Genomic DNA, 24423 nt, shown 5'->3' on the forward strand with positions numbered 1-24423 from the left:
GTTCCTGCTTGCGCATGACGCTGGCGTTTTCGACCTCGAGCGATTCGGCGTAAGCGATCAGCTCCGGCGGCTTCTTGTTCTTGAATTCGGCGAGTTTGGTTTCCTGCATGAACGGACTCTGAGCGTGGGGAATTGGGGAAGTTGGCTATCGGCGTTTTGCGATAAGCGCCGAGCGCGGCCAGGGAATGGAAATGGGGCGGCGCATGGCGGGAAGGAAGAACAGCCTTTTAGCTCTCCCGAATTGAAAGAGCAAGGCACAGTCCAGCAATTTTAGGCAAGTCAGAAAGGTTTCACGACCACCAGGATGACGATGACGATCATCAGCACGGTMGGAATCTCGTTGACGATGCGCCAATGCCGCGCGGGCTTTTCGTTGCGGTCCTCAGCAAAACGGCGAACTGACGCCGAGAGATAGCCATGCACGCCCGATAGCAACAGCACAGCGGTGATCTTGACGTGCAGCCAGCCGCCGGCAAAGCCAAAGCCCTTCCAGGCAAGCCACAGGCCGAACACCCAGGTGACGATCATCGCTGGGTTGATGATCGCGCGAAGGAGCCGGCGCTCCATCACCTTGAAGGTCTCGGACTGGACCGAGCCCTTCTCCGCTTCCACGTGATAGACAAACAGGCGCGGCAGATAGAGCATGCCGGCCATCCACGAGATCACGGCGATGATGTGGATGGCCTTGGCCCAGAGGTAGAAATCGTCGGACGCCACATAAAAAAGCAGGGCAGTGAGCGCCACCAAGACAATGACGGCAATGACGGCTCGTTTGGCCGCTGTAGCACCGCTCGACGGCGCAAGGTTTTGACTGCTCATTGCTGGGTTGCCTTTCGCACTTGGCGTACCATCGCATCGACATGCGCCACCGGCGTCTCGGGCGTAATGCCGTGGCCGAGGTTGAAGATCAGCGGACCAGCGCCCAGCGCCTTCAGGATGGCGTCTACGCCCTCTTCCAGAGCCTTGCCGCCGACAACGAGCCTGAGGGGGTCGAGATTGCCTTGAACCGCTCCAGCGCCCTGCAGACGCTGCGCCTGCGACAGAGGCACCGTCCAGTCGAGGCCGAGGCCGGTGACGCCGGTACGCTGCCTGTAGCTGTCGAGCTGGGCGCCGGCGCCTTTTGGAAAGCCGATGATCGGAACGTCAGGATAGACCGCGCGCACCTTGCGCACGATGTCTGCGACCGGCTTGACGCAGCAAGCCTCGAAAGTCGCCTCGTCGAGCACGCCCGACCAGGAATCGAAGATCTGCACAACATCCGCGCCGGCTTCGATCTGGCGGATGAGATAGGCGGAAGAATGATCGGCAAGGATCGACAGCAGCTGTGCCATCGCTTTCGGCTCGCGATAGGCAAACAGCCGCGCCGGCGCCTGGTCCGGCGTGCCGTGGCCGGCGATCATGTAGGTGGCAACCGTCCAGGGCGCGCCACAGAAGCCGATCAGCGTCGTCTTCTCGGGCAATTCGCGGCGCAGCCGGCGAACGGTTTCGTAGACCGGTTCGAGATTCACGTGAAACTTTGAGCCGTCGAGGGCCGCAACACCGTCGGCGGTGATCGGCGTCATCATCGGGCCCCTGCCTTCCTCGAAGCGCAGATCGCGGCCGAGCGCATGGGGAACAACCAGAATGTCGGAAAACATGATCGAGGCATCGAAGTCGAAGCGCCGGATAGGCTGCAGCGTCACTTCGACGGCGAAATCGGGATTGTAGCAGAGGTCAAGGAAGCTCCCGGCCTTCTTCCGGGTCTCGCGATACTCGGGGAGATAGCGGCCGGCCTGACGCATCATCCAGAGCGGAGGGACCTCCAGGCTTTCGCCTTTCAGGACTTGGAGCAGAGCGCGTTTCACGGGCATCAGCCTGCCTTTCCTTGAGCCTTCTATAAATAAAAATTTATATCCGAAGGATTCTTCTAATTCTTAGAGTCTGTTGGAATCGAGAATTACGACCTGTCCATAGGCGGCTTGAGATATCCACTTGTCATAGTGACGCGCGGACGTTTTCGCCAGCGTGGAAAACTTCGGGTAGCAGGCGGATTCGTTGATTTGAATCAGGAATCTAGCCTGGGACACGCCAAGTGCTGATTCTGTGGACAGCCGGGGACTAAAAAACTATCCCCATAATACTCCCCGGCGCTGAATCGAAACAGACAGCAGGGCGAATTGTGGACAAGTCGCCATCTGATACAGTCGCGCCGTCCACTTCGGGCCGAACTGCCCGTTTATCCACATTTGACCACAGAMCYAGGCGCCCGCTGTGAACAAACCCCAAAGCTTCTTCCATCTGCACCTGATTTCCGACGCCACCGGCGAAACGCTTCTGGCGGCGGGGCGCGCAGCCTCGGCGCAATACAAGGATGCGCGCGCGATCGAGCACATCTACCCGCTGATCCGCACCGAAAAGCAGCTGATGAAAGTGTTCGACGACATCGAAGAAGAGCCGGGCATCGTGCTCTATACGGTGGTCGACCAGCACCTTGCCGGCACCATAGACAGCCGTTGCGCGGCGATGGGCCTGCCCTGCGTGTCAGTGCTTGAGCCGGTGCTGACGGTGTTCCAGTCTTATCTAGGCACGCCGGCGGGCCGCCGTGTCGGCGCCCAGCACGTGCTCGACGCCGAGTATTTCCGCCGCATCGATGCGCTCAATTTCACCATGGAGCACGATGACGGCCAGCTGCCGGTCGACATGGAACAGGCGGACGTGGTCCTGATCGGCATTTCCAGAACGTCGAAGACGCCGACGAGCATCTATCTCGCCAATCGCGGCATCAAGACCGCCAATATCCCGATCGTGCTGGGTGTTCCCGTTCCCGACAGCCTGGTCCAGGCGGAGAAGCCGCTGGTCGTCGGGCTGATCGCCACCGCCGAGCGCATCTCGCATGTGCGCCAGAACCGCGTTCTCGGAACGACAATGGCATTCGACGCACAGGAATATGTAGATCGTGCATCGATCACCGAAGAGCTGGCCTATGCCCGCAAGATCTGCACCAAGCACAACTGGCCGATGATCGACGTCAGTCGCCGCTCGATCGAGGAAACGGCCGCCGCCATCGTCGCGTTGCGCAACAAGAGCCGTTAGGCTCGCCACATCGCGGAGCAGGTGTGGAACCGACCGCTATTGGTAGGCATCCCAGCCTGGTGAAAATCGATTCCGCTTTACGGATCGATGCGCTAGGACCACTTTTGTAGCCGCACAAGCTTCCCTGCAACGTGTCCTTCAGGAGAAAAGCCGTGACCGAAAAACTGATCCTGGCATCCGCAAGCCCGTTCCGGAAAAAGATGCTGGAAAATGCCGGCGTTGATGTCGAGGCTATCCCAGCCGATCTTGATGAAAGAGCCGTGGAGGCCCCGCTGGCTGAAACCGGCGCGTCACCCCAAGACGTGGCGCTGGTTCTGGCCGAGGCCAAGGCGGTCGCGGTCAGCGAAGCGCATCCTGGTCGACTGGTGCTTGGTTGCGACCAGACGCTTTCACTTGACGGCTTGGTGTTTCACAAGGCCGCCGACATGGAAGCCGCGCGCCGCCGTCTGCTCAAGCTTTCAGGTCGGACGCATCAGTTGAACAGTGCGGTCGTCATCGCTCGCGACGGAGAAACGCTCTGGCGCCATGTGGAGGTCGCATCCATGACGATGCGCCAACTGGATCCTGGCTTCATCGGCCGCCATCTTGCCCGCGTCGGCGATAGGGCGCTATCGAGCGTCGGCGCATATCAGATTGAAGGCGAAGGCATTCAGCTCTTCGACAAGATCGATGGCGATTATTTCACGATTGTCGGCCTGCCGCTGCTGCCAGTGCTGGCGGAACTGAGGAAACTGGGCGCGATTGATGGCTGAACCGGACTTGAAAGCATTTGTTTGCGGCCATCCTATCGCGCATTCGCGCTCGCCGATGATCCACGGCCATTGGCTGAAGAGCTATGGCATCGACGGCAGCTACACGGCGATCGATGTCGCGCCCGAGAATTTTGCCGCCTTTGTCGCTGGGCTGTCGGCGGCCGGCTTGCGCGGCGGCAACGTCACCATTCCGCACAAGGAGGCGGCGTTCGCAGCGGTCCAGTGCCGCGACGAGGCAGCCGAACAGATCGGCGCGGTCAACACGCTGTGGCTCGAGGATGGTGTCTTGTGGGGCGGCAATACCGACGCCTACGGTTTTGCCGCCAATCTCGATCATCTGGCGCCCGGCTGGGCCAAGGGCGATGTCGCGGTGGTGCTCGGCGCAGGTGGGGCGTCGCGGGCGATCATCCATGCGCTCAAGCAGCGCGGCTTCAAGGATATCCGCATCGTCAACCGCACGGTTGCGCGCGCAGAAGAGCTTGCCGACCAGTTCGGTGCCGGCATCACGGCGCATCCGCTAGCTGCTACGGCCGAATTGCTGGGCGATGCATCTCTGCTGGTCAACACGACGGCACTTGGCATGCACGGCAATGAGGGACTGCCCRCCGATCCGGCCACCCTGCCCGACCACGCCATCGTCACCGACATTGTCTATGTGCCGCTCGAAACCCCACTGCTTGCCGCTGCCAAGGCGCGCGGGTTGAAGACGGTTGATGGGCTCGGCATGCTGCTGCACCAGGCGGTGCCTGGCTTCGAACGCTGGTTTGGCCATCGGCCCGAAGTGACCGCCGAATTGCGCAACCTGATCGTCGCCGACCTGGACAGGACAAAATGATCGTTCTGGGGCTGACAGGGTCGATCGGCATGGGCAAGTCGACGACGGCGAAGATGTTCGCGGAAGCGGGCGTTCCGGTTCACGATTCCGATGAGGCTGTGCATCGGCTCTACGCCGGCGAAGCTGCACCTTTGATCGAGGCGGCTTTCCCTGGAACCGTGAAGGATGGCGTCGTCGATCGCGCCGAGCTTTCCCGCCATGTGCTGGGCGATGCAGCGGCACTGAAGAAGCTCGAAGGCATCATCCACCCGTTGGTTAGGGCTGATGCGAATGCCTTTCTCGACCGCAACCGTGGCGACGGTGCGCCGATTGCCGTGCTCGACATCCCGTTGCTGTTCGAAACGAATGGTCGAGGCCGCGTCGACAAGGTGGTGGTGGTCACGGCTTCGGCAGAGGTCCAGCGCGAACGTGTCCTGGCGCGGCCCGGCATGACCGAGCAGAAATTCGAGGCGATCCTTGGCAAGCAGGTTCCCGACGCTGAAAAGCGCAAGCTTGCCGACTACATCATCGATACGGGCAGCGGCCTCGACGCCGCGCGTGAGGCCGTTCGGTCAATCATTGACGATTTGACGGTGGGAAAGCCGGCGCCGCGGGCCTCCTAGGCCTTGTTCCAGTGCAAATGGCGGGCGCATGCTCGCGCCAAGGAGAATCATTACATTGCGCGAGATCATATTCGACACGGAAACGACCGGGCTTGATTCACGCGAGGACCGCGTCATCGAGATTGGCGCCATCGAGATGGTCAACCGTTTCCCGACCGGCAACACCTTCCACAAATACATCAATCCGCAAGGGCGGCAGGTCCATCCCGACGCCCAGAATGTGCACGGCATCTCGAACGCCGACCTTGAGGGCAAGCCGACTTTCTCCGAGATCCTCGATGAATTCATCGACTTCATCGACGGCGCCAAGCTTGTCGCGCACAACGGCAACTTCGATCTGGGCTTTATCAATGCCGAATTCGCAAGGCTCGATCAGCCCGCCATCGACCCCGGCCAGCTGATCGATACGCTGGCGCTTGCCCGCCGCAAGCACCCGATGGGTCCGAATTCGCTCGATGCGTTGTGCCGTCGCTACGGCATCGACAACAGCCGCCGCACCAAGCATGGCGCCCTGCTCGACTCCGAGCTTTTGGCCGAGGTCTATATCGAGCTGATCGGCGGCAAGCAGTCGGCGCTGGTTCTGGAAAGCTATTCGTCATCGAACGGCAATGGCGGCTCAACGCGGCAGATCGAGATCATTGTCGCCACGCGGCCCGAACCGTTGCCGGCGCGGCTGACCGAGGCCGAACTTGCCGCGCATGAAAAGCTGGTTGGCGGTCTTGGCGAAAAGGCCCTTTGGGCCAAGCTCACACAGGCTTGAATACGAAAAAGCCCGGCGCTGAGGCCGGGCTTTCGATGAATGACGCTCTTGGGCGTGGTCTTAGCTGACCTTGACCTTGGAAGCGGCCTGTTCCTCGGCGATCTTCTGCTGGAACATCTGCGCGAAATCGATCGGGTCGAGCATCAGCGGCGGGAAGCCGCCATTGCGGGTCGCTTCGGCGATGATCTGGCGTGCGAAGGGGAACAGCAGGCGCGGGCACTCGATGAAGAGCAGCGGCAGCATGTGCTCCTGCGGGAAGCCGTCGATGCGGAACACGCCGCCATAGACCAGCTCGACGTTGAACAGCACGTCCTTGTCGAAAGCGGCCTTGGCGCTCAACGTCAGGTTGACGTCGAACTGCTTGTCCGTCATCGGGTTGGCGTTGACGTTGACATTGATGTTGATGCCGGGAGCCTTGTCGCGGCCGCGCAGCGAATTCGGTGCGCCGGGGCTTTCGAAGGAGAAATCCTTCACATACTGCGCCAGCACGTTGAGCGTGGGCTGCTGTGCATTACCGTTGCCGTTGGCACCTTCCGGCGCTTCATTAGTGGCCATAAGCCCATGTCCTCTTGGCTCGGCCGCGACGCGGCCCGGATTGGAATCCGCGGTTCGCTAGCATGCTCGGCATGCCAAGACAAGGTTTTGCCTCTGGCGGAGGCCGCTCGCTACTCGTCGCGGATGGAGCGCCAGGGTGATTTCGGGTTGGGCTGGCGCGAAAAGTCGTCCTCGTCGAGATCAATGGTCTTGCCGCCTGCTGGGCCACTGCGACGGGCAAAACCGCCGAAGTCGGAGGTGAAACGCACTCGCTTGCTGAGGAACCGCCAGGCCAAGGCGCGGACCGGCGGCAGGAACAGCAGGATGCCGACAATGTCGCTGATGAAGCCGGGAATGACCAACAGGATGCCGGCGAGCACGATCATCGCACCGTTGGCGAGTTCCTTGGACGGGTCACGGCCGGCTTCCATTTCGGTACGGATACGGGTCATGACGCCAAAACCCTGCACGCGCAGCAGGATGGAGCCCAAGACAGCGCTGAGCAGAACAAGCCCGATGGTCGACAGCACGCCGATTTCGCTACCTACCAGCACAAATCCGGCGATTTCGAGCAAAGGCAGGGCAAGGAGCAGGAGAGGCAGCATCTAGAGCGTTGATCCGGTCCGGTTTGAGTTGACGTGACAGCCATATGCGGTCACAGGCATAGCGCATACATCTTTAGATAGGGCGCTGCGCCTTTAATTTGAATGATCGGTGCATGCGTTCTATATGCAAGGCTAACAGGCGCTGCACAGATGCGGCGCCGGCGAATGGCACATAAGCTGGCTTCGGCCGCGAACAAGGGACGGATCGGCAGAAGATATGGAATTCTTCGATTTCGGCACGATTTTCTTTCTAATCGCAGCGGTGGTGATCTTTTTCCAGCTCCGCAACGTGCTTGGACGCCGTACCGGCAATGAACGTCCGCCCTTCGACCCCTATACGGCGGCCCGCAACAAGCCTCAGGACGCCAATGGCAAGCCCGAGAACGTCGTGTCGCTGCCGCAGCGCAAGCGCACGCCAGGCGAAACCAACGACGAGGTCTATGTCGCCATCGACGCCTTCGCCAAGCCGGGCACCGACCTGAACAAGGGGCTGCGCGCCATCAGGGACGCCGACGCTTCTTTCGAGCCCAAGGGTTTCGTCGAGGGCGCCAAGATGGCCTACGAGATGATCGTCATGGCCTATGCCGACGGCGACCGTAAGACGCTCAAGAACCTTTTGTCGCGCGAGGTCTATGACGGCTTTGTTGCCGCGATCGCCGACCGCGAAGGCCGCTCGGAGAAGATCCAGTCCTCTTTCGTCGGCATCAACAAGGCCGATATCGTCTCGGCCGAGATGAAGGGCGGCGAGGCTCACGTCACCTTGCGCATCGTCAGCGAGCTGATTTCGGCGACGCGCGACAAGGCCGGAGATGTCATCGACGGCGATCCGGAGACTGTGGCCGAGGTCAAGGATGTCTGGACCTTTGCCCGCGACACCCGTTCGCGCGACCCGAATTGGAAGCTTGTCGCGACCGAGGAAGAAGACTGACCGCGCGTGGCGGGCGAAGCCCGTGTTGCTCTCGCCCGCATTCGCCCCGGTCGGTTTTGCCGACCTTCCCGGTTGGCTGGGAGATGACCACCTAGCCGCCTTCGGGGCCTTTCGCCGTTCTGCCTTTCATGTCCTGACCAAGTCTTATCGCGGCGGCGCCCTCGGCGTCGCTTTTGATGCTTTTGGCCCAGCCTATGCCGAAGCGCGCGCGCGACCGGCGGGCAATGGTGCTGAAGCCCGCGCCTTCTTCGAACGTCATTTCCAGCCTGCCTTTGTTGCGCCGGAAGGTCGCGAGACCGGTTTCGTCACCGGCTTTTACGAGCCCGAAGTCGAGGCCTCGTCGGTCAGGACAGAGATTTTCCAGGTGCCGCTGCTGTCGCGACCGGCCGATCTTGTCGACATTGACGACCACAACCGCCCCGCCGGCATGGACCCCTATCTCGCTTTCGCGCAGCAGACCGCTGACGGGCCGGTCGAGTATTTCGACCGCCCGGCGATCGAACAGGGCGCGCTTTCAGGCAAGGGACTTGAGATCGCCTGGCTTGCCGACCCGGTCGACGCATTCTTCGTCCATGTCCAGGGCGCTGCCCGTCTGAACATGACCGACGGTTCGCTGCGACGTGTCACCTATGCCGCCAAATCCGGCCAGCGTTTCACCGGTCCGGGCGGAATTCTGGCCGAAATCGGCGAGATTCCGCTCGAAAAAGTAACGATGCAGTCGATCCGCGCCTGGTTCAAAGCCAATCCGGAGCGCGTCGACGATATCTTGTGGCGCAATCTCTCCTACATCTTCTTCAGGTATGCCGAGGTCGATGATCCGGCACTTGGGCCCATCGCTGCGGCGAAGGTGCCGCTGACGCCGGGCCGTTCGGTTGCGGTCGACCGCCTGCTCCACACCTTCGGCACGCCGTTCTTCATCGCCGCCCCTGCCCTCACCGCATTTGGCGGCAAACCTTTTGCCCGGCTGATGATCGCCCAGGACACCGGTTCAGCCATCACTGGCCCGGCGCGTGGCGATTTGTTTGCCGGCTCCGGTTTCGATGCAGGCGAGATTGCCGGCGTTGTCCGCAACGACGCCGATTTCTTCGCCTTGCTGCCCAAGCCCCTGTTTTCCGGTGGCGCGTCATGAGCACACGCCGCGACCGCAAGCTCAGCGACGAAGAACGCGTGTTGTGGAACGTTATTGCCCGCACGACCTCGCCGCTCAAGGGCAAACGGGCGATCGAGATACCCGAGCTGCCAGCACCCGTTGTCGCCAAGCCGGATCCGACACCGGCAAAGGCCACGCCAGCGCAGGTAAATGCATCCGCAGCTCCGCCCAAGCGCCTGTATGTCGCCCATTCGCTCGATGAACCGACGCGCGACAAGCTGTCGAAAGGCCGCCTGCCGATCGAAGGCCGGGTCGATCTCCACGGCATGACCCAGGACGAAGCCTATTCGCTGCTGCTCCATTTCCTGGCGCGCGCGCATGCCGGTGGGGTTCGTTATGTGCTTGTCATCACCGGCAAGGGCAATTCCAAGGGCGGCGATGGTGTGTTGCGTCGCATGGTTCCGGCCTGGCTGAACACGGCACCGTTCCGCATGCTGGTGTCCAGTCATGATCATGCCGCCCGCCATCATGGCGGTTCGGGCGCGATCTACATCAGGCTGCGCCGGAGTATGGGCATTTGACGCCGCTGGGAGAGCGCATCCGCGAACTCAGGCGCGAGCGCGGCGTCAGCCAGAAGGATATGGCCGCGACCATTGGCGTCAGTGCCGCCTATCTCTCGGCGCTCGAACATGGTCATCGCGGCGTGCCGACATGGGCGATGATCCAGAAGATCATCGGCTACTTCAATGTCATCTGGGACGATGCAGAGGAGCTGCAGAAGCTGGCTGAAGGCTCGCATCCGCGCGTGGTGGTCGACACGGCGGGACTTTCGCCTGCAGCCACCGAGCTGGCCAACCTGATGGCTCAAGCTATCGGCGAAATGAATGAGAGCGAGCTTGCCGCCCTCAATAGCCAGATGCGCGAGGCGATTGCGCGGAAGAAGCGCGGCTAGCGAGCATGATCCCGAAAAGTGGAAAACGGTTTTCGGACAAGATCATGCTCAAATCTAAAAAAGCGCCTCGAGTTCGGCCAGCTTGTCGTTGACCAGCCAGCCATAATAGTTCTCCTCGGGCATTTTCGCCGGTTCGCCCGCGGCCGCGCGCCTGTCGTTTTCGGCTTTGAGCGCATGGGCGCGAGCTTCAGGGTTGCCGACATTGTAGAGCGTGGCGGTGAGCCCTGGATTGCCCGAGATGTCGAAGCCGGCGATGTTTTTATAGGCATCGATTGACGTCTTCACCGTGGCAGCGATGTAAGGCAGCGTCAGGTCGGGATCCATGATGGTCTTGTAGACGCTGTTCGGGTCGGCCGCATCGAGCTTGGGCAGGCGCGAGACCTTGTGTACGAGGTCGCTCATCTGCAGCGCGGTCAGTGGATTGAGCTGGCCGATGCCAAAGGTCTGGCCGGCATAGAAGGGCTGGAAGAAGGTGGCGCTGAAGCGGTCGTTGGGAAAGCTGGTGCCGTCCACGGTCTTGCCGCGAAAACTCTGGTTCCATACCGCTTCGCGGCATTCCCACAAATCGTAGCTGTCCGACTTCGCCGCACATTCGGCGAATTGCGGACGCTTGATGAAATCGGTGACCTCTTCGCCGCCGTAGCTGAAGCTGAATTTGCTCGACAGGTAGGACACCGCCTTGACGTAGTAGGTCTGCATCCGGTCGTAGGCGTCGACATTGTAGGTGTGCTCGCCGACGATGGCGCCGACGACATGGATCGGGTCGATCCCGTAGGCGCGCGCCACTGTCTTGATCTTGCCGCGCAGTTCGGCATCGTTCTGCAGCAGCGCGTAAACCTTGCGATACTTGACGTCGAAGGTGGTCTTGCCAGCCTTGGTGCGCTTGGACGAGGCACCGGGCACGTCGGGTTGCTCGGCATGAACGTTGCCGGCCGCGACCAGGGTCGTCGCCGATGCCTGCGGCACGCCGAAGACCGCCGCCAGAAGAAATGCCGAGAGAAATACGCGTTTCATATGCTGCTGTTGCCCAAGCCCTATCAAGGCAAACTAAGAAAAGCCCTCGGCTTAGTCGAGGGCGTTGTCGCCTGACGGAAGCGAAAGGTGGCCGGATGGTTCCATTCGGCCACATGTCACATTGTTCCGGCGCGGGCAGTGCACGCGCCGGAAGCCCGCTTTAAAGGATGAAACGCGACAAATCTGTGTTCCTGGAGAGATCGCCGACGTGCTTTTCGACATAGGCCGCGTCGATCTTCACCGTCGTGCCGTTGCGATCGGGCGCATCATAGGAGACCTCGTCGAGCACGCGCTCCATCACCGTCTGCAGACGCCTGGCGCCGATATTCTCGACACTGTTATTGAGGTCGACGGCGATGCCGGCGAGCGCGTCGATGGCGTCGTCGGTGAATTCGAGGTTGACGCCCTCGGTCGCCATCAGCGCGATATACTGCTTGATCAGGCTGGCTTCGGTCTCGGTCAGGATGCGAACGAAATCGTTCTTTTCCAGCGCCCGCAGCTCAACGCGGATCGGCAAGCGGCCCTGAAGCTCCGGCAGGAGATCCGAAGGCTTGGAGATGTGGAACGCACCCGAAGCGATGAACAAGATGTGGTCGGTCTTCACCTGCCCATATTTGGTCGCAACCGTCGTGCCCTCGACCAGCGGCAGCAGATCGCGCTGCACGCCTTCACGCGAGGGGCCGCCGGAGACGTCGCCACGCGCAATCTTGTCGATCTCGTCGAGGAAGACGATGCCTTCGTTCTCGGTCACTTCGAGCGCGCGCCGCACCACCTCGTCCTGGTCGAGCAGCTTGTCGGACTCATCGCCGATCAGAAGCGCGTAGGATTCCTTGACGGAGGTCTTGCGCGTCTTGGTGCGCTGGCCGCCCATCGCCTTTTGCAGCATGTCGTTGATGTTGAGCACGCCGACATTGCCGCCCGGCATGCCGGGGATATCGAAGCTCGGCATGCCGCCGGTGCCGCTATCGGCGACCTCGATTTCGATTTCCTTGTCGTCGAGCTCGCCGTCGCGCAGCTTCTTGCGGAAACTATCGCGGGTGGCCGGGCTTGCCGTCTTGCCAACGAGGGCTTCCAGCACGCGCTCTTCGGCGTTGACATGGGCACGCGCCTTGACGTCTTCGCGCATCTTCTCGCGCACCAGGCCGATGGCGATCTCGACTAGGTCGCGGATGATCTGCTCGACGTCGCGGCCGACATAGCCGACYTCSGTAAACTTTGTCGCCTCGACCTTGASGAAGGGSGCRYYKGCMAGCTTGGCCAGKCGSCGCGARATCTCSGTCTTGCCGMMGCCGGTRGGSCCGATCATCAGGATGTTCTTGGGCATGACCTCTTCGCGCATCTGGCCTTCCAGCTGCTGGCGGCGCCAGCGATTGCGCAGCGCGATCGCCACGGCGCGCTTCGCGTCCTTCTGGCCGATGATGAAGCGGTCGAGTTCTGAAACGATCTCACGGGGAGAGAATGTGGACATAGCGATACTCTTGAATACTCGGTTGCAGCTTATGTATGGGCTGGAAGCCGGCGCGCAAGGGCACCGGGCAGCAGTGGCACCAGGCCCCGCCGCAGCCCATGCCAGCCAGCGCTGAGCAACAGCACCAGCGCGCCCAGCACCAGCATGGTGAGCGGTACGACACTGTCCGAAAGTCCTGCCTTGACGACGAGCGCACCGAAGGCATAGCCGGCATAAGACAGGCCCGACACCAGGATCGCGCGCCTGTCGACGACAAGCGCAACGAGCGCCAGTCCGATGAAGATCGCCAGGATGCTCCAGGCCGAAACCGCCTCGGAACCGCCCTCGCCGGCGAGACTGCTGACCAGCGGATGCACGATCAGCGGTGCCGCCAGCATATGCAGCCAAAATGCGATGTCGGTGCGCCGGGTCTGGCGCAGCGGATCACTCAGGTCGAAACGCATGGCGAGGGTGAATACGGCAAGGCCGCAGGCCAGCAGAAGCGGCTTGGCCGCCTGGATGGCGAAATCGGGTGCCGCCATGAAAAGAAGCGCGACGACGGAGGCGACAAGCGCGGCAACGCCGGCAGCGATCGTCACTGGCACGCGGAAGCGCCAGTAGTGCAGCGCAGCCGCCGCAGCGGTAACAAGGCCGGCGACGACGATCGGCGAGCCCCCGTGGTTGCCGAGGCCCATGCCGAAGCTCTGGCTGGGGTTGAAGGCTTCCGCCACCGCTGAAAAGACCGCTCCGGCATAGACCAGAAGCAACACGATGCTGGGCAGCGCCATGCGCTGGTTGCGGGTGAAGTATTCGGCCAGAAGCCAGCTCGCTACGGCGATGACAACGAACATGCCGGTGTTGCCGATCATGTCGCCGGAGAAATAGCCCAGGGCGCCCAAAAACAGCCCAAGGCCGATGGTGACGAAGATGTCGCTGAAACCGCTGATGAAACGAAACCTCTCGTCGTCATGCGGTTCCCTGTCGAAGGCGGGCGTTCTAGCGCTTTCCAGATCGCGCAGGCCTTGCGCCTGGTCGGCGGTCACCAGCCCTTTCGCGACTGCGGTGCGCAGCGCGTCGGGCGATATGGCGAGCATGTCAGGCGGTGTCGAAGAATTGTTCACTACAGGATCCCCGCCTGCCAATGCTTGATCGTATCGAGCGGATAAACCAGCATGATGACGTTGAGCGTCAGGTTGTCACGGATGACATAACCGACGCCGATTTCGAAGATGACGGCCAAGGCAACGACGCTCCAGACCGGAAGTCGCGCGGCCATGAAGAAGCCCAGCACCATGGCCAGCGTGTCGAACACCGAGTTCAGGACGCTGTCGCCGWAATAGTCGAGGGMRATGGTSSCCTCGCGATAGCGGTTGATGATGAAATCGCTGTTTTCTACCAGCTCCCAGGCCACTTCGATGCCGATGGCGACCGCAAGGCGGAAACCAAGCGAGCTCTTGGGCGCCAGCCAGGTCAGCAGTGCGTAGAACAGGAAGCCGTGGATGATATGCGAGAAGGTGTACCAGTCGGAGATGTGCTGGGAGTTCTCCGAACTCATCACGACGCCCTGCCACAGCTTGACGTAGCCGCATTTGCAGATTGCCGGGTGGCCCATCCAGTAAAGCGCCACCGCTTGTCCTGCGATCAGCAAGGCAGCCACCAGCAGCCACCAGCCCAGCTTCTCGCGTTGCCCGGCTGCTGCCTCCTCCCCTTGCGCAAGCATCATTCGTCGAAATCCCCCTCTTCGGCATCGCGCGCCATCATCAGCGCCGGACCGTAAATCGACGTTCGCGTATCGAAAGCCACGAAGCCAGCTTTTTCGTAAGCGCGGATGGCGCGTTTGTTAGCCGGGTTCGGGTCTATGATTACCCTTGGCACGCCTTCTTCGAACAGCTCGTCGACGAACTGCCGGATGATTGCCGAGCCATGGCCTTTGCCGACCAGATCCGGCACGCCGATCGACAAGTCGATGCCGAGCGTGCCGAATGGCTGGTCCTGGTAGGGGTGGTCGTCCTCCATATGCGGGTCGTAGCTCTGGAGGTAGCCGATCGGCTTGCCGTCCAACTCGACGATCAGCGGCTCGACCGAGATGCTGTCGATGTGCTCCTCGATCGCGGCGATCTCATCTTCGGGATGGTTCCACCATTCGGCGACATGCGGCTGGGCCAACCATGCCTTGATGACAGGCAGGTCGGCCCTGGTCACCGGACGGAAGTCGTAGCGCGCGGTTGCCTCAATCGGCATCGAGCGTTTCGATCACGAAGCTGTGGTTGGTGTAGACGCAAATGTCGGCCGCGATCTGCATTGCCTTGCGGGCGATCTCCTCGGCGTCCTTGTCGGTGTCCATCAGGGCGCGCGCAGCGGCCAGCGCGTAGTTGCCGCCCGAGCCGATGGCCATGACGCCGAATTCCGGCTCCAGCACGTCGCCGGTGCCGGTCAGCGCCAGCGAAACATTCTTGTCGGCGACCAGCATCATCGCTTCGAGGCGGCGCAGGTAGCGGTCGGTKCGCCAGTCCTTKGCSAGCTCGACGCAGGCGCGCGTCAGCTGGTCGGGATATTGCTCGAGCTTGGCTTCGAGGCGTTCGAGAAGGGTGAAGGCGTCGGCGGTGGCGCCGGCGAAACCGGCGATGACATTGCCCTTGCCGAGGCGACGGACCTTGCGGGCATTGCCCTTCATGATGGTCTGGCCGAGGCTGACCTGGCCGTCGCCGGCGATGACCACCTTGTTGCCCTTGYGCACGGTCACGATGGTTGTGGCGTGCATACTCTGTTCACTGGACATATGTTGCTCCGATGGCGCGCGGCCCCTTTGCGGCAGCTTGCGCGTTACGAGTGGAAGTTCGATCTTATGTATGACGCGGCGCAAGGAATGCAAATCCTCGCCGCTTATGACGAAATGCCCTTTCACGACGATTGGCAAGCGGTCGCTCATGCTGTTATTAGGCTCTCGTTTTTGAGGACAAGGATCCGCCAATGGCCCCCCGTTCCGCCGAAGTCAGCCGCAAGACCAAGGAAACCGAGATTGCCGTCTGGGTCCATGTCGATGGCACCGGCCGTTCGGAAATGTCGACTGGCGTCGGCTTCTTCGACCATATGCTCGACCAGCTGTCGCGCCATTCGCTGATCGACATGAAGGTTCAGGCCAAGGGCGACCTGCACATCGACGACCACCACACCGTCGAGGATTGCGGCATCGCGATCGGCCAGGCGCTGTCCAAGGCGCTCGGCGAACGTCGCGGCATCATGCGTTATGCCTCGATCGACCTTGCCATGGACGAGACGCTGACGCGCGCGGCGATCGACGTGTCGGGGCGGCCGTTCCTGGTCTGGAACGTCGCCTTCTCGGCGCCCAAGATCGGCACCTTCGACACCGAGCTGGTGCGCGAGTTCTTCCAGGCACTGGCCCAGAACGCTGGCATCACGCTGCATGTCACCAATCATTACGGCGCCAACAACCATCATATCGCCGAAACCTGCTTCAAGGCTGTGGCGCGCGCGCTGCGCATGGCCCTTGAAAGCGATCCGCGCCAGCCTGACGCAGTACCGTCGACCAAGGGCAGCCTGAAGGGATAGCCATGGCCATCCATGTCGTCATGGAGCCGCCTGCTTCGGCGGGAAAAAACGCTTCGGAAGCCGCAGTCTTTATCCGCGACGGCTTTTACGTCCTCGGCTTCATCGTGCCGCTGCTGTGGCTGTTGTGGCATCGCCTGTGGCTCGAAGCGGCGGTGACGCTTGCCGCCACGATGGCGCTCGCCGTCGCAAGCGAGGCTGCCGGTCTGACCTTTGCCGCGCCGCTGCTGCCGCTGCTGATTTCGCTTTATGTCGGGCTCGAAGGTGCCGCCTTGCGTATCGCCGCCCTTCGCCGTGCCGGCTGGCACCAGTGGGGCGTGATCGAGGCCGACAGCATCGAGGATGCCGAGACGCGCTACCTCTTCGCCGGTGAATCTGGCGACGAGCCTGCGCCGGCTGCTGTCACCATCTCCCCTGCCACGCCCCGGCCACAACCTGCTGGCGGAGCGCTCGGCCTGCTGCATTATCCCGGAAGACACTGACATGCGCGTTGCCATCATCGACTACGGTTCGGGCAATCTGCGCTCGGCGACCAAGGCCTTCGAGCGCGCCGCTCGCGAGGCCGGCATATCGGCCGAGATCGACCTGACCGCGGACGCCAAACGCGTGCGCACCGCCGACCGCATCGTTTTGCCCGGCGTTGGCGCCTATGCTGACTGCGCGCGTGGGTTGCGCGCCGTGGACGGCATGTGGGAGGCGGTCGAGGAGGTCGCGATCCACAATGCGCGCCCCTTCCTCGGCATCTGCGTCGGCATGCAGCTGATGTCGGAGCGCGGGCTCGAAAAGACCGTCACGCAAGGCTTTGGCTGGATCAAGGGCGACGTCAAGGAGATCACCCCGTCCGACCCGTCGCTCAAGATTCCGCAGATCGGCTGGAACACGATTCACGTGAAACATGCCCATCCGCTGTTCGATGGCATCGCCACCGGACCGACCGGCCTGCACGCCTATTTCGTGCATTCCTACCATCTCGACGCCACCGACGAGAAACAGGTGCTGGCGACCGCCGACTATGGTGGCAGGGTCACCGCCGCTGTGGAGCGCGACAACCTTGTCGGCACGCAGTTCCATCCTGAAAAGAGCCAGGCGCTTGGCCTTGCCCTCATCGCCAATTTCTTGAGGTGGAAGCCATGACTGCGAAGAAGGGCTACTGGATGGCGATGGTGGAGATCACCGATCCCGAGGCCTATCCGGCCTACATCGCGGCCAACCTAGCGGCGATCGCCCCATACGGCGCCAAGCTTCTGGTGCGCGGCGGCCAGTACGACCAGCCCGAAGGCCCGACCGGCAACCGCCATGTCCTGGTCGAATTCGAATCCTACGAACAGGCGATAGCCTGCTACCACTCTCCCGACTACCAGGAGGTGGTGAAGCTGCGGCACGCTGCTTCCGTCGGCAAGTTTGTCATCGTAGAAGGCGTATGAGCATGATCCTATTCCCCGCCATCGACCTCAAGGACGGCCAGTGCGTGCGCCTCAAGCTCGGCGACATGGACCAGGCGACCGTCTACAACGACGACCCGAGCGCCCAGGCTAAAGCCTTCGAGGACCAGGGTTTTGAGTGGCTGCATGTGGTTGACTTGAACGGCGCCTTCGCCGGCGAAAGCGTCAATGGTTCGGCGGTCGAGGCGATCTTGAAAGCGACCAAGAACCCGGTCCAGCTCGGCGGCGGCATTCGATCGCTCGACCATATCGAAAGCTGGCTTTCCAAGGGCCTCGCCCGCGTCATCTTGGGCACGGTCGCCGTGCGCGATCCTGAGCTGGTCAAGGAAGCCTGCAGGAAGTTTCCCGGCAAGGTCGCTGTCGGCATCGACGCCAAGGGCGGCAAGGTCGCCGTCGAAGGCTGGGCCGAAGCCTCGAGCCTCGGTGTCGTCGAGCTTGCCAAAAAATTCGAGGGTGCCGGTGTCGCCGCGATCATCTACACCGACATCGACCGCGATGGCGTGCTGGCCGGTATCAACTGGGATTCGACCATCGATCTCGCCGGGGCCGTGTCGATCCCGGTCATCGCCTCGGGCGGCCTCGCCTCAATCGCCGATATCGTGCGCATGACCATGCCGGACGCCAAGAAGCTCGAAGGTGCCATTTCCGGCCGTGCTCTCTACGACGGCCGCATCGATCCGACCGAAGCGCTTGCCATCCTGCGCGGCACGCTCAAGCCAGAGCCCGGACTGTTCGAGGAACGGAAATGACCCTCAAAGCCCGCGTAATCCCCTGCCTCGACGTGAAAGATGGCCGCGTCGTGAAGGGTGTCCAGTTCGTCGATCTGATCGACGCCGGCGACCCCGTCGAGGCCGCCAAGGCCTATGACGCTGCCGGTGCCGACGAGCTCTGCTTCCTCGACATCACCGCCTCGTCAGACAATCGCGAGACCATCTTCGACGTCATTTCCCGTACCGCCGAGCAGTGCTTCATGCCGTTGACCGTCGGTGGCGGCGTGCGCCAGGTTTCCGACATCCGCAAGCTGCTTCTGGCCGGCGCCGACAAGGTGTCGATCAACACGGCGGCGGTGAAGAACCCCTCCTTCGTCGCCGAGGCCGCCGACAAGTTCGGCAACCAGTGCATCGTCGTTGCCATCGACGCCAAGAGGGTTTCGGTGGCAAACGAGACTGACCGCTGGGAGATATTCACCCATGGCGGGCGCGAGCGCACCGGCATCGACGCCGTCGAATTCGCCCGCAAGGTCGTCGACCTTGGGGCCGGCGAAATCCTGCTCACCTCGATGGACCGCGACGGCACCAAGATCGGCTACGATATTGCGCTTACCCGCGCCGTGGCGGATGCGGTGCGCGCGCCGGTCATCGCCTCGGGCGGCGTCGGCAATCTCGACCACATGGTCGATGGCATCCGCGAGGGCCACGCGACGGCCGTGCTTGCCGCCTCGATCTTCCATTTTGGCACCTACACCATTGCCGAGGCCAAGGCCCACATGGCAAAAGCGGGTCTGCCGATGCGGCTCGATCCCATTGGCTGAGCTACCGAGGCAATGATGAGTGCATTCTCCCTATCCGACCTTGAAAAGATCGTCTCCGAGCGGGCGCGTTCGGGCGACGCCAATTCATGGACGGCCAAGCTCTATCAAAGCGGGATGGAACGCGCGGCCAAGAAGCTCGGCGAAGAGGCGGTCGAAACCGTCATCGCCGCGGTCAAGGGCGACGATAGCGCCCTCGTTTCGGAAAGTGCCGATCTCCTTTATCATTGGCTCGTCGTGCTGGCCGTTGCCGGCATTCCGATGGCGGACGTGATGGCCGAACTGGAGCGGCGCACCTCGCAATCCGGAATTGCCGAAAAGGTTTCGCGGAAGAACGAGAGCTGACCGCTGGTCAGGTCCCGCAGGGGAGGTTCGATGGATCAGCTCGCGCCGTCGGAGAAGTATTCGCCTTACTGGTTCTTCAAGGCCGAGCACTGGGCCGGCTTCGGCGCCGACATGTCGATGACCCTGACCAAGGACGAGGTCAGCCGGTTGAGCTCGATGTACGAGCCGATCGATCTTGAGGAAGTCAGGCGCATCTATCTGTCGCTGTCGCGTCTGCTTTCGGCCCATGTCGAGACCAGCCAGCAACTGTTCCGCCAGCGCCAGCGCTTCTTCAACTCCGAAAAGAAGGGCACCAAGACGCCCTTCATCATCGGCATGGCTGGATCGGTTGCTGTCGGCAAGTCGACCACAGCGCGTATCCTTCAGGAGCTGCTCACGCGCTGGCCGTCGAGCCCGAAGGTCGACCTGGTCACCACCGACGGCTTCCTCTACCCAAACGATGTTTTGCGGCGCGACAACCTGATGGAGCGCAAGGGCTTTCCCGACAGCTACGATGTCGGCGCCCTGCTGCGCTTCTTGTCAGGCATCAAGTCGGGCCAGCCAAATGTGCGGGCGCCTGTCTATTCGCATCTGACCTATGACGTCATGCCCGGCGAGTTCGTCACCGTCGATCGCCCCGACATCCTGATCTTCGAGGGCATCAACGTACTGCAGCCGCGCGAGCTGCCCAAGGATGGCAACTTCGTGCCGTTCGTCTCCGACTTTTTTGACTTCTCGATCTATATCGATGCCGACGAGCAGTTGATCCACGAGTGGTACATCGACCGCTTCATGCGGCTGCGCGAAACCGCCTTCCGCAATCCCCAATCGTTCTTCCATCGTTATTCGCAGCTGTCGGAAGATGCCGCCCGCGCCATCGCCGAGGGGCTGTGGGCCAACATCAACCTCAAGAACCTGCGCGAGAACATTCTTCCCACGCGCCCACGTGCCGATCTCATCCTGAAAAAGGGTGCGGGGCACCTCGTCGAGGAAGTGGCGATCCGCAAGCTGTGACTTTTAACCGGCAGGCGTTACCCGCCGCAGTGTCAGGTTGATCCGCCCGCCGTTCTTCAAGAGCGCCGACGTCATCGGATAGATGCGGTCGACGCCATGGAAGGCGAGCCGCCCCTCTCCGCCCAGCACGACGACATCGCCGCTCTCCAGCCTGAACGAAACCGTGCGGTCGTCGCGTTTGGTGCCCCCAACGCGAAACAGGCAGGCATCGCCCAGCGACACCGATACGACAGGCGCCGCAAACTCGCGCTCGTCGCGGTCCTGATGTAGGCCCATCTTGGCCGTATCGGTGTAGAAATTGACGAGACAAGCTTCAGGCGGATGCGGATAACCCGCAACCTCGCGCCATAGCGCCAGAAGCGCCTCGGGGATCGGCGGCCATGGCTCGCCGGTCACCGGATGGGTCGGCTGGTAGCGATAGCCACGCTCCTTGTCGGTGACCCAGCCGAGCGAGCCGCAATTGGTCATCCGCACGCTCATTTCCTTGCCGGTTTTCGGCATGGCCGGCGTGTAGAGCGGTGCCGCCTTCACCACCTCGCGTATGCTTTCGACCAAGCCATTCTGCACTTCCCGCGAGAGAAAGCCGGGCATATGGCGGACGCCTTTGGGCAATACGAGCACGGTCACCTACCTCGCCTGATCTGGCCGCCCAGAATGCCATCGCAAAAGCAAAACGGCGACCCGAAAGCCGCCGTTGCGCATGATGAAAGTTTGTATCAGGCCGTCGCGATTTCGGGGATGCGCAGCACCTGACCGGGATAGATCTTGTCGGGGTGCGTCAGCATCGGCTTGTTGGCCTCGAAGATGACGGTGTATTTCGACGCCTTGCCCTTGCCGTATTGGGCTTCGGCGATCTTCGACAGGTTGTCGCCCTTCTTGACCGTATAAAACACCGGGGCCTTGGCGGGCGTCGCCGCCTTCACCAACTCGGTCATGTCGACCTTGCCGTCGAGTTTGAGACTGGAATCCGGCGCCACCACCTTAAGCTCGTCGGCCTGCACCTTTGAGACGCCCAGCGTGTTGCCGACGGCAATGACCGCCTTTTCGAAGATCGACTGGTCTTTGACCACCCCAGTCAGCACTGCGGTGTCGCCCTTGACCACGACCTGGACGTTGTCAGTGCCGAGCTTGTGCGAATCGAGTTCCTTTTTCAGCGTGTCGGCGCTCGGAGCCTCATCATCGCCGAAACCAAGCTTCTTGCCGACATTCTTGACGAAATCGAACATGCCCATTCGTGATCTCCCTTGCTGTGGCAGTTGCTGGAGCTTGGCACCTGCAAAACCAAATTGGAAGCACGATCAGTGCTTGGCGTTTAATCGCCGTCGACCCGCCCGCGCAGCTTCTTGACTGTAGAACGCCCGGACTTGGACTTGAGGCGCCGTTCGACCGAGCCTTTTGTCGGCCGGGTCTTCTTGCGTGGCGGCGGTGGGGGCTCGGCGGCTTTGGCGACGAGTGCCGTCAGCCTTGCCCTGGCGTCGGCCCGGTTCTGCTCCTGGGTCCGATAGCGTCCGGCCTCGATGACGATGACGCCTTCCTTGGTGGCGCGCTGGCCGGCAAGCTTGATCGTGCGTTCGCGCACCCGTTCGGGCAGCCCCGGTGCGTTCGCGGCATCGAAGCGCAGCTGAACGGCGGTCGCCACCTTGTTGACGTTCTGGCCGCCCGGCCCCGACGAGCGGATGAAGTTTTCCTCGAGGTCATCGGGGTGGATGACCACGTCATTGGCTATGAAAATCTTGTCGTCGGCGCTCATGCGCCAAGTCATGCCGTGTAGCTGCCGAAAAGAAAAGGCCCGGCTTTTGGCCGGGCCTTGATCGTTACGTTTCGGAAGTCGCTCGGATTACTCGGCGGCTTCCCGGGTGCGTGGTGCGGCACCGCGCACGGCGGCGTCGACATGGCTTTCGAACTTGCCGAAATTGTCGATGAACATCGACACCAGCTTMTTGGCCTGGCGGTCATAGGCGGCAGCATCAGCCCAGGTCGAACGCGGGTCGAGGATCTTGCTGTCGACGCCGGGAACCGAGACCGGAACCGCGAAGCCGAAATTGGCGTCGGTGCGGAACTCGACCGAATTGAGCGAACCGTCGAGAGCCGCCGACAAAAGCGCGCGCGTCGCCTTGATCGGCATGCGCGAGCCCACGCCATAGGCGCCGCCGGTCCAGCCGGTGTTGACCAGCCAGCAGTCGACGCCGTGGTCGGCGATCAGCTGGCGCAGCAGATTGCCGTATTCGCTAGGGTGCCTCGGCATGAAGGGTGCGCCGAAGCAGGTCGAGAACGTTGCTTCCGGCTCGGTGACGCCGCGCTCGGTGCCGGCCACCTTGGCGGTGTAGCCCGACAGGAAGTGATACATCGCCTGTGCCGGGGTCAGCTTGGCGATGGGCGGCATCACGCCGAAGGCATCGGCCGTCAGCATGATGATGTTCTTGGGGTGGCTGGCGAGGCCGGTGGCGCTGGCGTTCGGGATGAAGTCCAGCGGATAGGCGCAACGGGTGTTTTCGGTGCGCGAGCCGTCATTGAAGTCCGGCACGCGGTTTTCGTCGAGGACGACGTTTTCGAGCACCGTGCCGAAGCGCCGGGTCGTTGCGAAGATTTCCGGCTCGGCTTCGGCCGACAGGCGGATGGTCTTGGCGTAGCAGCCGCCTTCGAAGTTGAAGATGCCGTCCGGGCCCCAGCCATGCTCGTCGTCGCCGATCAGCGTGCGCTTGGGATCGGCCGAGAGCGTCGTCTTGCCGGTGCCCGACAGGCCAAAGAAGATGGCGGCGTCGCCATCGGGGCCTTCATTGGCCGAGCAGTGCATCGGCATCACGCCGCCTGCCGGCAGGATGTAGTTGAGTGCTGTGAACACCGACTTCTTCATTTCGCCGGCATACTCGGTGCCGCCGATCAAAACGATCATGCGCGTCAGGTCGACGGCGATCAGCGTCTCGCTGCGCCCACCATGGCGCGCCTTGTCGGCGCGAAAKGACGGCAGGTCGATGATCGTCATCTTGGGCACGAAGCCCGCCAGTTCCCCCTCGTTGGGGCGAATGAGCAGGTTGCGGATGAACATCGAATGCCAGGCATATTCGGTGACCACGCGCGTCGGCAGGCACAGCGAGCGGTCGGCGCCGCCGATCAGGTCCTGCACGAACAGGTCCCTGTCGGCCGCATGCGCCAGGAAATCGGCATGCAGGGCGTCGAATTGGGCCCGGGTCATCGCGTTGTTGTTGTCCCACCAGACCTGAGCCTCGGTGTTTTCGTCGCGCACTACAAACTTGTCCTTGGGCGAGCGGCCGGTKTACTGGCCGGTGTCGGCGACAAGCGCGCCATGCGCCGTCAGCTTTGCCTCCCCGCGGCGGATCGCCTCTTCGGCAAGCAGTGCCGGGCCAAAGTTGTAACGGACGGTACCCGAGGTTTTGAGCCCTGCCGTTTCAATCCCGCAATTGGGATTGCGCTTACCGATTTCCGACATCCGGGAACCCTCGTTCGATTTGACGCCAATGTCCGGTCTGCGGGCCGGACGCCGCTGTCCCGAGGGACTGAAGTCAGCCAGAAACAGAAAAACCGAGCGATTTCAAATCTTTAATCGATTTAAAAATTTTGAAATCTATCTAAATCGTTTAAAAGTCGGGGAAGGGCCGAGCGCTGCCCAGGAAGCGGGCAGGTTTTTTGTTCGAGGTTCCGCACAGGCACCCCATATAGAGTGGGCACCGGTCGTGGCGGTTGCGCTCCTGGCGATCGGAGGGTATGCCACATTTTGTACCTAATTTGTCCTGCAAAAGCCCTGCTCGAAGCAGGAAGGGACACCCGCTCATGAGGGAGCCGCAGGAAATGGCAACGATCGCGCTTGTCGACGACGACCGCAACATTTTGACATCGGTTTCGATCGCGCTCGAGTCCGAGGGCTACCGGGTCGAGACCTACACCGACGGTGCTTCGGCACTTGAAGGCTTGGCCGCGCGTCCGCCGAACCTCGCCATC

33 protein-coding genes are annotated in these 24423 nt (G+C 62.0%); 18 read left to right on the forward strand and 15 right to left on the reverse strand.

What is annotated here, in order from left to right; genetic code table 11:
• The 3 genes from AC1DWF_RS18350 to hemE form a co-directional block, all read right to left on the reverse strand.
• A partial coding sequence (locus AC1DWF_RS18350; protein WP_476841915.1) for a Rho termination factor N-terminal domain-containing protein occupies window positions 1-109 on the reverse strand: 109 nt, incomplete at its 3' end.
• Window positions 110-279: 170 nt separating this feature from the next.
• Window positions 280-819 carry a protoporphyrinogen oxidase HemJ gene (gene hemJ / locus AC1DWF_RS18355; RefSeq protein WP_476788197.1) on the reverse strand — a complete coding sequence of 180 codons (540 nt, stop codon included), beginning with the start codon at window positions 817-819 and terminating at the stop codon, window positions 280-282.
• Window positions 816-1850 carry a uroporphyrinogen decarboxylase gene (gene hemE / locus AC1DWF_RS18360; protein WP_476788198.1) on the reverse strand — a complete coding sequence of 345 codons (1035 nt, stop codon included), beginning with the start codon at window positions 1848-1850 and terminating at the stop codon, window positions 816-818. The genes hemJ and hemE overlap by 4 nt, the downstream gene beginning before the upstream one ends.
• A 400-nt stretch (window positions 1851-2250) precedes the next feature.
• Between hemE and AC1DWF_RS18365 the strand changes: the two genes are divergently transcribed.
• The 5 genes from AC1DWF_RS18365 (at window position 2251) to dnaQ (ending at window position 6021) form a co-directional block, all read left to right on the forward strand.
• Window positions 2251-3072 carry a pyruvate, water dikinase regulatory protein gene (locus tag AC1DWF_RS18365; protein WP_476783233.1) on the forward strand — a complete coding sequence of 274 codons (822 nt, stop codon included), beginning with the start codon at window positions 2251-2253 and terminating at the stop codon, window positions 3070-3072.
• A gap of 152 nt (window positions 3073-3224) precedes the next feature.
• Complete coding sequence (locus AC1DWF_RS18370; protein WP_476788199.1) at window positions 3225-3824, forward strand: Maf-like protein; 600 nt, start codon at window positions 3225-3227, stop codon at window positions 3822-3824.
• Window positions 3817-4659, forward strand: coding sequence for a shikimate dehydrogenase (locus tag AC1DWF_RS18375; RefSeq protein WP_476841910.1), 843 nt, complete (start codon window positions 3817-3819; stop codon window positions 4657-4659). Before AC1DWF_RS18370 ends, AC1DWF_RS18375 begins: the two co-directional genes overlap by 8 nt.
• Window positions 4656-5261, forward strand: coding sequence for a dephospho-CoA kinase (gene coaE, locus AC1DWF_RS18380; protein WP_476783236.1), 606 nt, complete (start codon window positions 4656-4658; stop codon window positions 5259-5261). The genes AC1DWF_RS18375 and coaE overlap by 4 nt, the downstream gene beginning before the upstream one ends.
• Before the next feature lie 55 nt (window positions 5262-5316).
• Complete coding sequence (dnaQ, locus tag AC1DWF_RS18385) at window positions 5317-6021, forward strand: DNA polymerase III subunit epsilon (RefSeq protein ID WP_476783237.1); 705 nt, start codon at window positions 5317-5319, stop codon at window positions 6019-6021.
• A gap of 60 nt (window positions 6022-6081) precedes the next feature.
• On the opposite strand, the gene secB is transcribed toward dnaQ, so the two are convergent.
• Window positions 6082-6576, reverse strand: a complete 495-nt coding sequence (secB, locus tag AC1DWF_RS18390) for a protein-export chaperone SecB (protein WP_476783238.1) — start codon at window positions 6574-6576, stop codon at window positions 6082-6084.
• 110 nt (window positions 6577-6686) lie between these two features.
• Entirely contained in the window at window positions 6687-7160 is a 474-nt protein-coding gene (locus tag AC1DWF_RS18395; protein WP_476783239.1) for an FxsA family protein, read from the reverse strand.
• Window positions 7161-7377: 217 nt separating this feature from the next.
• On the opposite strand from AC1DWF_RS18395, the gene AC1DWF_RS18400 reads away from it, so the two are divergent.
• From AC1DWF_RS18400 to AC1DWF_RS18415, 4 genes are read left to right on the forward strand one after another with little or no spacing between them, the layout of a single operon-like run.
• On the forward strand, window positions 7378-8088 hold the full coding sequence (locus tag AC1DWF_RS18400; RefSeq protein ID WP_476783240.1) for a Tim44/TimA family putative adaptor protein: 711 nt from the start codon (window positions 7378-7380) through the stop codon (window positions 8086-8088).
• 22 nt (window positions 8089-8110) lie between these two features.
• Window positions 8111-9217 carry a murein transglycosylase A gene (gene mltA / locus AC1DWF_RS18405; protein WP_476783241.1) on the forward strand — a complete coding sequence of 369 codons (1107 nt, stop codon included), beginning with the start codon at window positions 8111-8113 and terminating at the stop codon, window positions 9215-9217.
• Window positions 9214-9759, forward strand: coding sequence for a Smr/MutS family protein (locus AC1DWF_RS18410; protein WP_476783242.1), 546 nt, complete (start codon window positions 9214-9216; stop codon window positions 9757-9759). The genes mltA and AC1DWF_RS18410 overlap by 4 nt, the downstream gene beginning before the upstream one ends.
• A complete protein-coding gene (locus AC1DWF_RS18415) occupies window positions 9756-10130 on the forward strand; it encodes a helix-turn-helix domain-containing protein (RefSeq protein ID WP_476783243.1) in 375 nt (124 codons plus the stop codon). Before AC1DWF_RS18410 ends, AC1DWF_RS18415 begins: the two co-directional genes overlap by 4 nt.
• Window positions 10131-10184: 54 nt before the next feature.
• Here AC1DWF_RS18415 and AC1DWF_RS18420 read toward each other — a convergent pair whose 3' ends face one another.
• The 6 genes from AC1DWF_RS18420 to hslV form a co-directional block, all read right to left on the reverse strand.
• Window positions 10185-11144, reverse strand: a complete 960-nt coding sequence (locus tag AC1DWF_RS18420) for a DUF1402 family protein (protein ID WP_476783244.1) — start codon at window positions 11142-11144, stop codon at window positions 10185-10187.
• A gap of 160 nt (window positions 11145-11304) precedes the next feature.
• A complete protein-coding gene (hslU, locus tag AC1DWF_RS18425; protein ID WP_476841911.1) occupies window positions 11305-12612 on the reverse strand; it encodes an ATP-dependent protease ATPase subunit HslU in 1308 nt (435 codons plus the stop codon).
• Window positions 12613-12641: 29 nt separating this feature from the next.
• Window positions 12642-13712, reverse strand: a complete 1071-nt coding sequence (locus AC1DWF_RS18430) for a hypothetical protein (RefSeq protein WP_476783246.1) — start codon at window positions 13710-13712, stop codon at window positions 12642-12644.
• A complete protein-coding gene (locus AC1DWF_RS18435) occupies window positions 13712-14314 on the reverse strand; it encodes a DUF2585 domain-containing protein (protein WP_476841912.1) in 603 nt (200 codons plus the stop codon). Before AC1DWF_RS18435 ends, AC1DWF_RS18430 begins: the two co-directional genes overlap by 1 nt.
• Window positions 14311-14832: a GNAT family N-acetyltransferase gene (locus tag AC1DWF_RS18440; RefSeq protein WP_476783248.1), complete on the reverse strand. Its 522-nt coding sequence runs from the start codon at window positions 14830-14832 to the stop codon at window positions 14311-14313. Before AC1DWF_RS18440 ends, AC1DWF_RS18435 begins: the two co-directional genes overlap by 4 nt.
• Window positions 14822-15370 (reverse strand): ATP-dependent protease subunit HslV, encoded by a 549-nt coding sequence (hslV, locus tag AC1DWF_RS18445; protein WP_476841913.1) that lies wholly within the window; start codon window positions 15368-15370, stop codon window positions 14822-14824. Before hslV ends, AC1DWF_RS18440 begins: the two co-directional genes overlap by 11 nt.
• 191 nt (window positions 15371-15561) lie before the next feature.
• Here hslV and hisB point away from each other — a divergent pair, with 191 nt between their 5' ends.
• Genes hisB through coaA form a run of 8 tightly spaced genes read left to right on the forward strand, consistent with a single transcriptional unit; the run spans window position 15562 to window position 20466 of the window.
• Window positions 15562-16161 (forward strand): imidazoleglycerol-phosphate dehydratase HisB, encoded by a 600-nt coding sequence (gene hisB, locus AC1DWF_RS18450; protein ID WP_476788200.1) that lies wholly within the window; start codon window positions 15562-15564, stop codon window positions 16159-16161.
• A 2-nt stretch (window positions 16162-16163) separates the two neighbouring features.
• Window positions 16164-16640 (forward strand): DUF2628 domain-containing protein, encoded by a 477-nt coding sequence (locus tag AC1DWF_RS18455; RefSeq protein ID WP_476788201.1) that lies wholly within the window; start codon window positions 16164-16166, stop codon window positions 16638-16640.
• 1 nt (window position 16641) lies between these two features.
• The gene (gene hisH, locus AC1DWF_RS18460; protein ID WP_476781692.1) at window positions 16642-17292 is read left to right on the forward strand and encodes an imidazole glycerol phosphate synthase subunit HisH; all 651 of its coding nucleotides are present in this window, start codon (window positions 16642-16644) and stop codon (window positions 17290-17292) included.
• Window positions 17289-17582, forward strand: a complete 294-nt coding sequence (locus tag AC1DWF_RS18465; RefSeq protein ID WP_476781691.1) for a DUF1330 domain-containing protein — start codon at window positions 17289-17291, stop codon at window positions 17580-17582. The genes hisH and AC1DWF_RS18465 overlap by 4 nt, the downstream gene beginning before the upstream one ends.
• Before the next feature lie 2 nt (window positions 17583-17584).
• On the forward strand, window positions 17585-18349 hold the full coding sequence (gene hisA / locus AC1DWF_RS18470) for a 1-(5-phosphoribosyl)-5-[(5-phosphoribosylamino)methylideneamino]imidazole-4-carboxamide isomerase (RefSeq protein ID WP_476781690.1): 765 nt from the start codon (window positions 17585-17587) through the stop codon (window positions 18347-18349).
• On the forward strand, window positions 18346-19131 hold the full coding sequence (hisF, locus tag AC1DWF_RS18475; RefSeq protein ID WP_476781689.1) for an imidazole glycerol phosphate synthase subunit HisF: 786 nt from the start codon (window positions 18346-18348) through the stop codon (window positions 19129-19131). The genes hisA and hisF overlap by 4 nt, the downstream gene beginning before the upstream one ends.
• Window positions 19132-19146: 15 nt before the next feature.
• Complete coding sequence (locus tag AC1DWF_RS18480; RefSeq protein WP_476781698.1) at window positions 19147-19473, forward strand: phosphoribosyl-ATP diphosphatase; 327 nt, start codon at window positions 19147-19149, stop codon at window positions 19471-19473.
• 30 nt (window positions 19474-19503) lie between these two features.
• Complete coding sequence (gene coaA, locus AC1DWF_RS18485; RefSeq protein ID WP_476788202.1) at window positions 19504-20466, forward strand: type I pantothenate kinase; 963 nt, start codon at window positions 19504-19506, stop codon at window positions 20464-20466.
• 3 nt (window positions 20467-20469) lie between these two features.
• Here coaA and AC1DWF_RS18490 read toward each other — a convergent pair whose 3' ends face one another.
• The 4 genes from AC1DWF_RS18490 to AC1DWF_RS18505 all read right to left on the reverse strand — a co-directional run bounded on the left by AC1DWF_RS18490 (window position 20470) and on the right by AC1DWF_RS18505 (window position 23914).
• Window positions 20470-21087, reverse strand: coding sequence for an alpha-ketoglutarate-dependent dioxygenase AlkB family protein (locus tag AC1DWF_RS18490; RefSeq protein WP_476781697.1), 618 nt, complete (start codon window positions 21085-21087; stop codon window positions 20470-20472).
• 95 nt (window positions 21088-21182) lie between these two features.
• Entirely contained in the window at window positions 21183-21698 is a 516-nt protein-coding gene (gene lysM / locus AC1DWF_RS18495) for a peptidoglycan-binding protein LysM (protein ID WP_476781687.1), read from the reverse strand.
• An 80-nt stretch (window positions 21699-21778) separates the two neighbouring features.
• Window positions 21779-22216: an alternative ribosome rescue aminoacyl-tRNA hydrolase ArfB gene (arfB, locus tag AC1DWF_RS18500; RefSeq protein WP_476781686.1), complete on the reverse strand. Its 438-nt coding sequence runs from the start codon at window positions 22214-22216 to the stop codon at window positions 21779-21781.
• Between the two features lie 87 nt (window positions 22217-22303).
• Window positions 22304-23914 (reverse strand): phosphoenolpyruvate carboxykinase, encoded by a 1611-nt coding sequence (locus AC1DWF_RS18505; RefSeq protein WP_476841914.1) that lies wholly within the window; start codon window positions 23912-23914, stop codon window positions 22304-22306.
• Window positions 23915-24273: 359 nt separating this feature from the next.
• Here AC1DWF_RS18505 and AC1DWF_RS18510 point away from each other — a divergent pair.
• A partial coding sequence (locus AC1DWF_RS18510) for a response regulator (protein WP_476841916.1) occupies window positions 24274-24423 on the forward strand: 150 nt, incomplete at its 3' end.

This window comes from Aminobacter sp. P4_D5 (genome assembly GCF_056401815.1).

What these genes read in the sequence shown, in the direction of transcription:
- lysM (WP_476781687.1), bottom strand. Translation starts at nt 21,698, where the DNA reads ATGGGCATGTTCGATTTCGTCAAGAATGTCGGCAAGAAGCTTGGTTTC.
- AC1DWF_RS18480 (WP_476781698.1), top strand. Translation starts at nt 19,147, where the DNA reads ATGAGTGCATTCTCCCTATCCGACCTTGAAAAGATCGTCTCCGAGCGG.
- AC1DWF_RS18400 (WP_476783240.1), top strand. Translation starts at nt 7,378, where the DNA reads ATGGAATTCTTCGATTTCGGCACGATTTTCTTTCTAATCGCAGCGGTG.
- AC1DWF_RS18440 (WP_476783248.1), bottom strand. Translation starts at nt 14,832, where the DNA reads ATGCCGATTGAGGCAACCGCGCGCTACGACTTCCGTCCGGTGACCAGG.
- AC1DWF_RS18420 (WP_476783244.1), bottom strand. Translation starts at nt 11,144, where the DNA reads ATGAAACGCGTATTTCTCTCGGCATTTCTTCTGGCGGCGGTCTTCGGC.
- hisA (WP_476781690.1), top strand. Translation starts at nt 17,585, where the DNA reads ATGATCCTATTCCCCGCCATCGACCTCAAGGACGGCCAGTGCGTGCGC.
- coaE (WP_476783236.1), top strand. Translation starts at nt 4,656, where the DNA reads ATGATCGTTCTGGGGCTGACAGGGTCGATCGGCATGGGCAAGTCGACG.
- coaA (WP_476788202.1), top strand. Translation starts at nt 19,504, where the DNA reads ATGGATCAGCTCGCGCCGTCGGAGAAGTATTCGCCTTACTGGTTCTTC.
- AC1DWF_RS18395 (WP_476783239.1), bottom strand. Translation starts at nt 7,160, where the DNA reads ATGCTGCCTCTCCTGCTCCTTGCCCTGCCTTTGCTCGAAATCGCCGGA.
- arfB (WP_476781686.1), bottom strand. Translation starts at nt 22,216, where the DNA reads ATGAGCGCCGACGACAAGATTTTCATAGCCAATGACGTGGTCATCCAC.
- hemE (WP_476788198.1), bottom strand. Translation starts at nt 1,850, where the DNA reads ATGCCCGTGAAACGCGCTCTGCTCCAAGTCCTGAAAGGCGAAAGCCTG.
- AC1DWF_RS18455 (WP_476788201.1), top strand. Translation starts at nt 16,164, where the DNA reads ATGGCCATCCATGTCGTCATGGAGCCGCCTGCTTCGGCGGGAAAAAAC.
- hisB (WP_476788200.1), top strand. Translation starts at nt 15,562, where the DNA reads ATGGCCCCCCGTTCCGCCGAAGTCAGCCGCAAGACCAAGGAAACCGAG.
- AC1DWF_RS18410 (WP_476783242.1), top strand. Translation starts at nt 9,214, where the DNA reads ATGAGCACACGCCGCGACCGCAAGCTCAGCGACGAAGAACGCGTGTTG.
- AC1DWF_RS18465 (WP_476781691.1), top strand. Translation starts at nt 17,289, where the DNA reads ATGACTGCGAAGAAGGGCTACTGGATGGCGATGGTGGAGATCACCGAT.
- hisF (WP_476781689.1), top strand. Translation starts at nt 18,346, where the DNA reads ATGACCCTCAAAGCCCGCGTAATCCCCTGCCTCGACGTGAAAGATGGC.
- hisH (WP_476781692.1), top strand. Translation starts at nt 16,642, where the DNA reads ATGCGCGTTGCCATCATCGACTACGGTTCGGGCAATCTGCGCTCGGCG.
- secB (WP_476783238.1), bottom strand. Translation starts at nt 6,576, where the DNA reads ATGGCCACTAATGAAGCGCCGGAAGGTGCCAACGGCAACGGTAATGCA.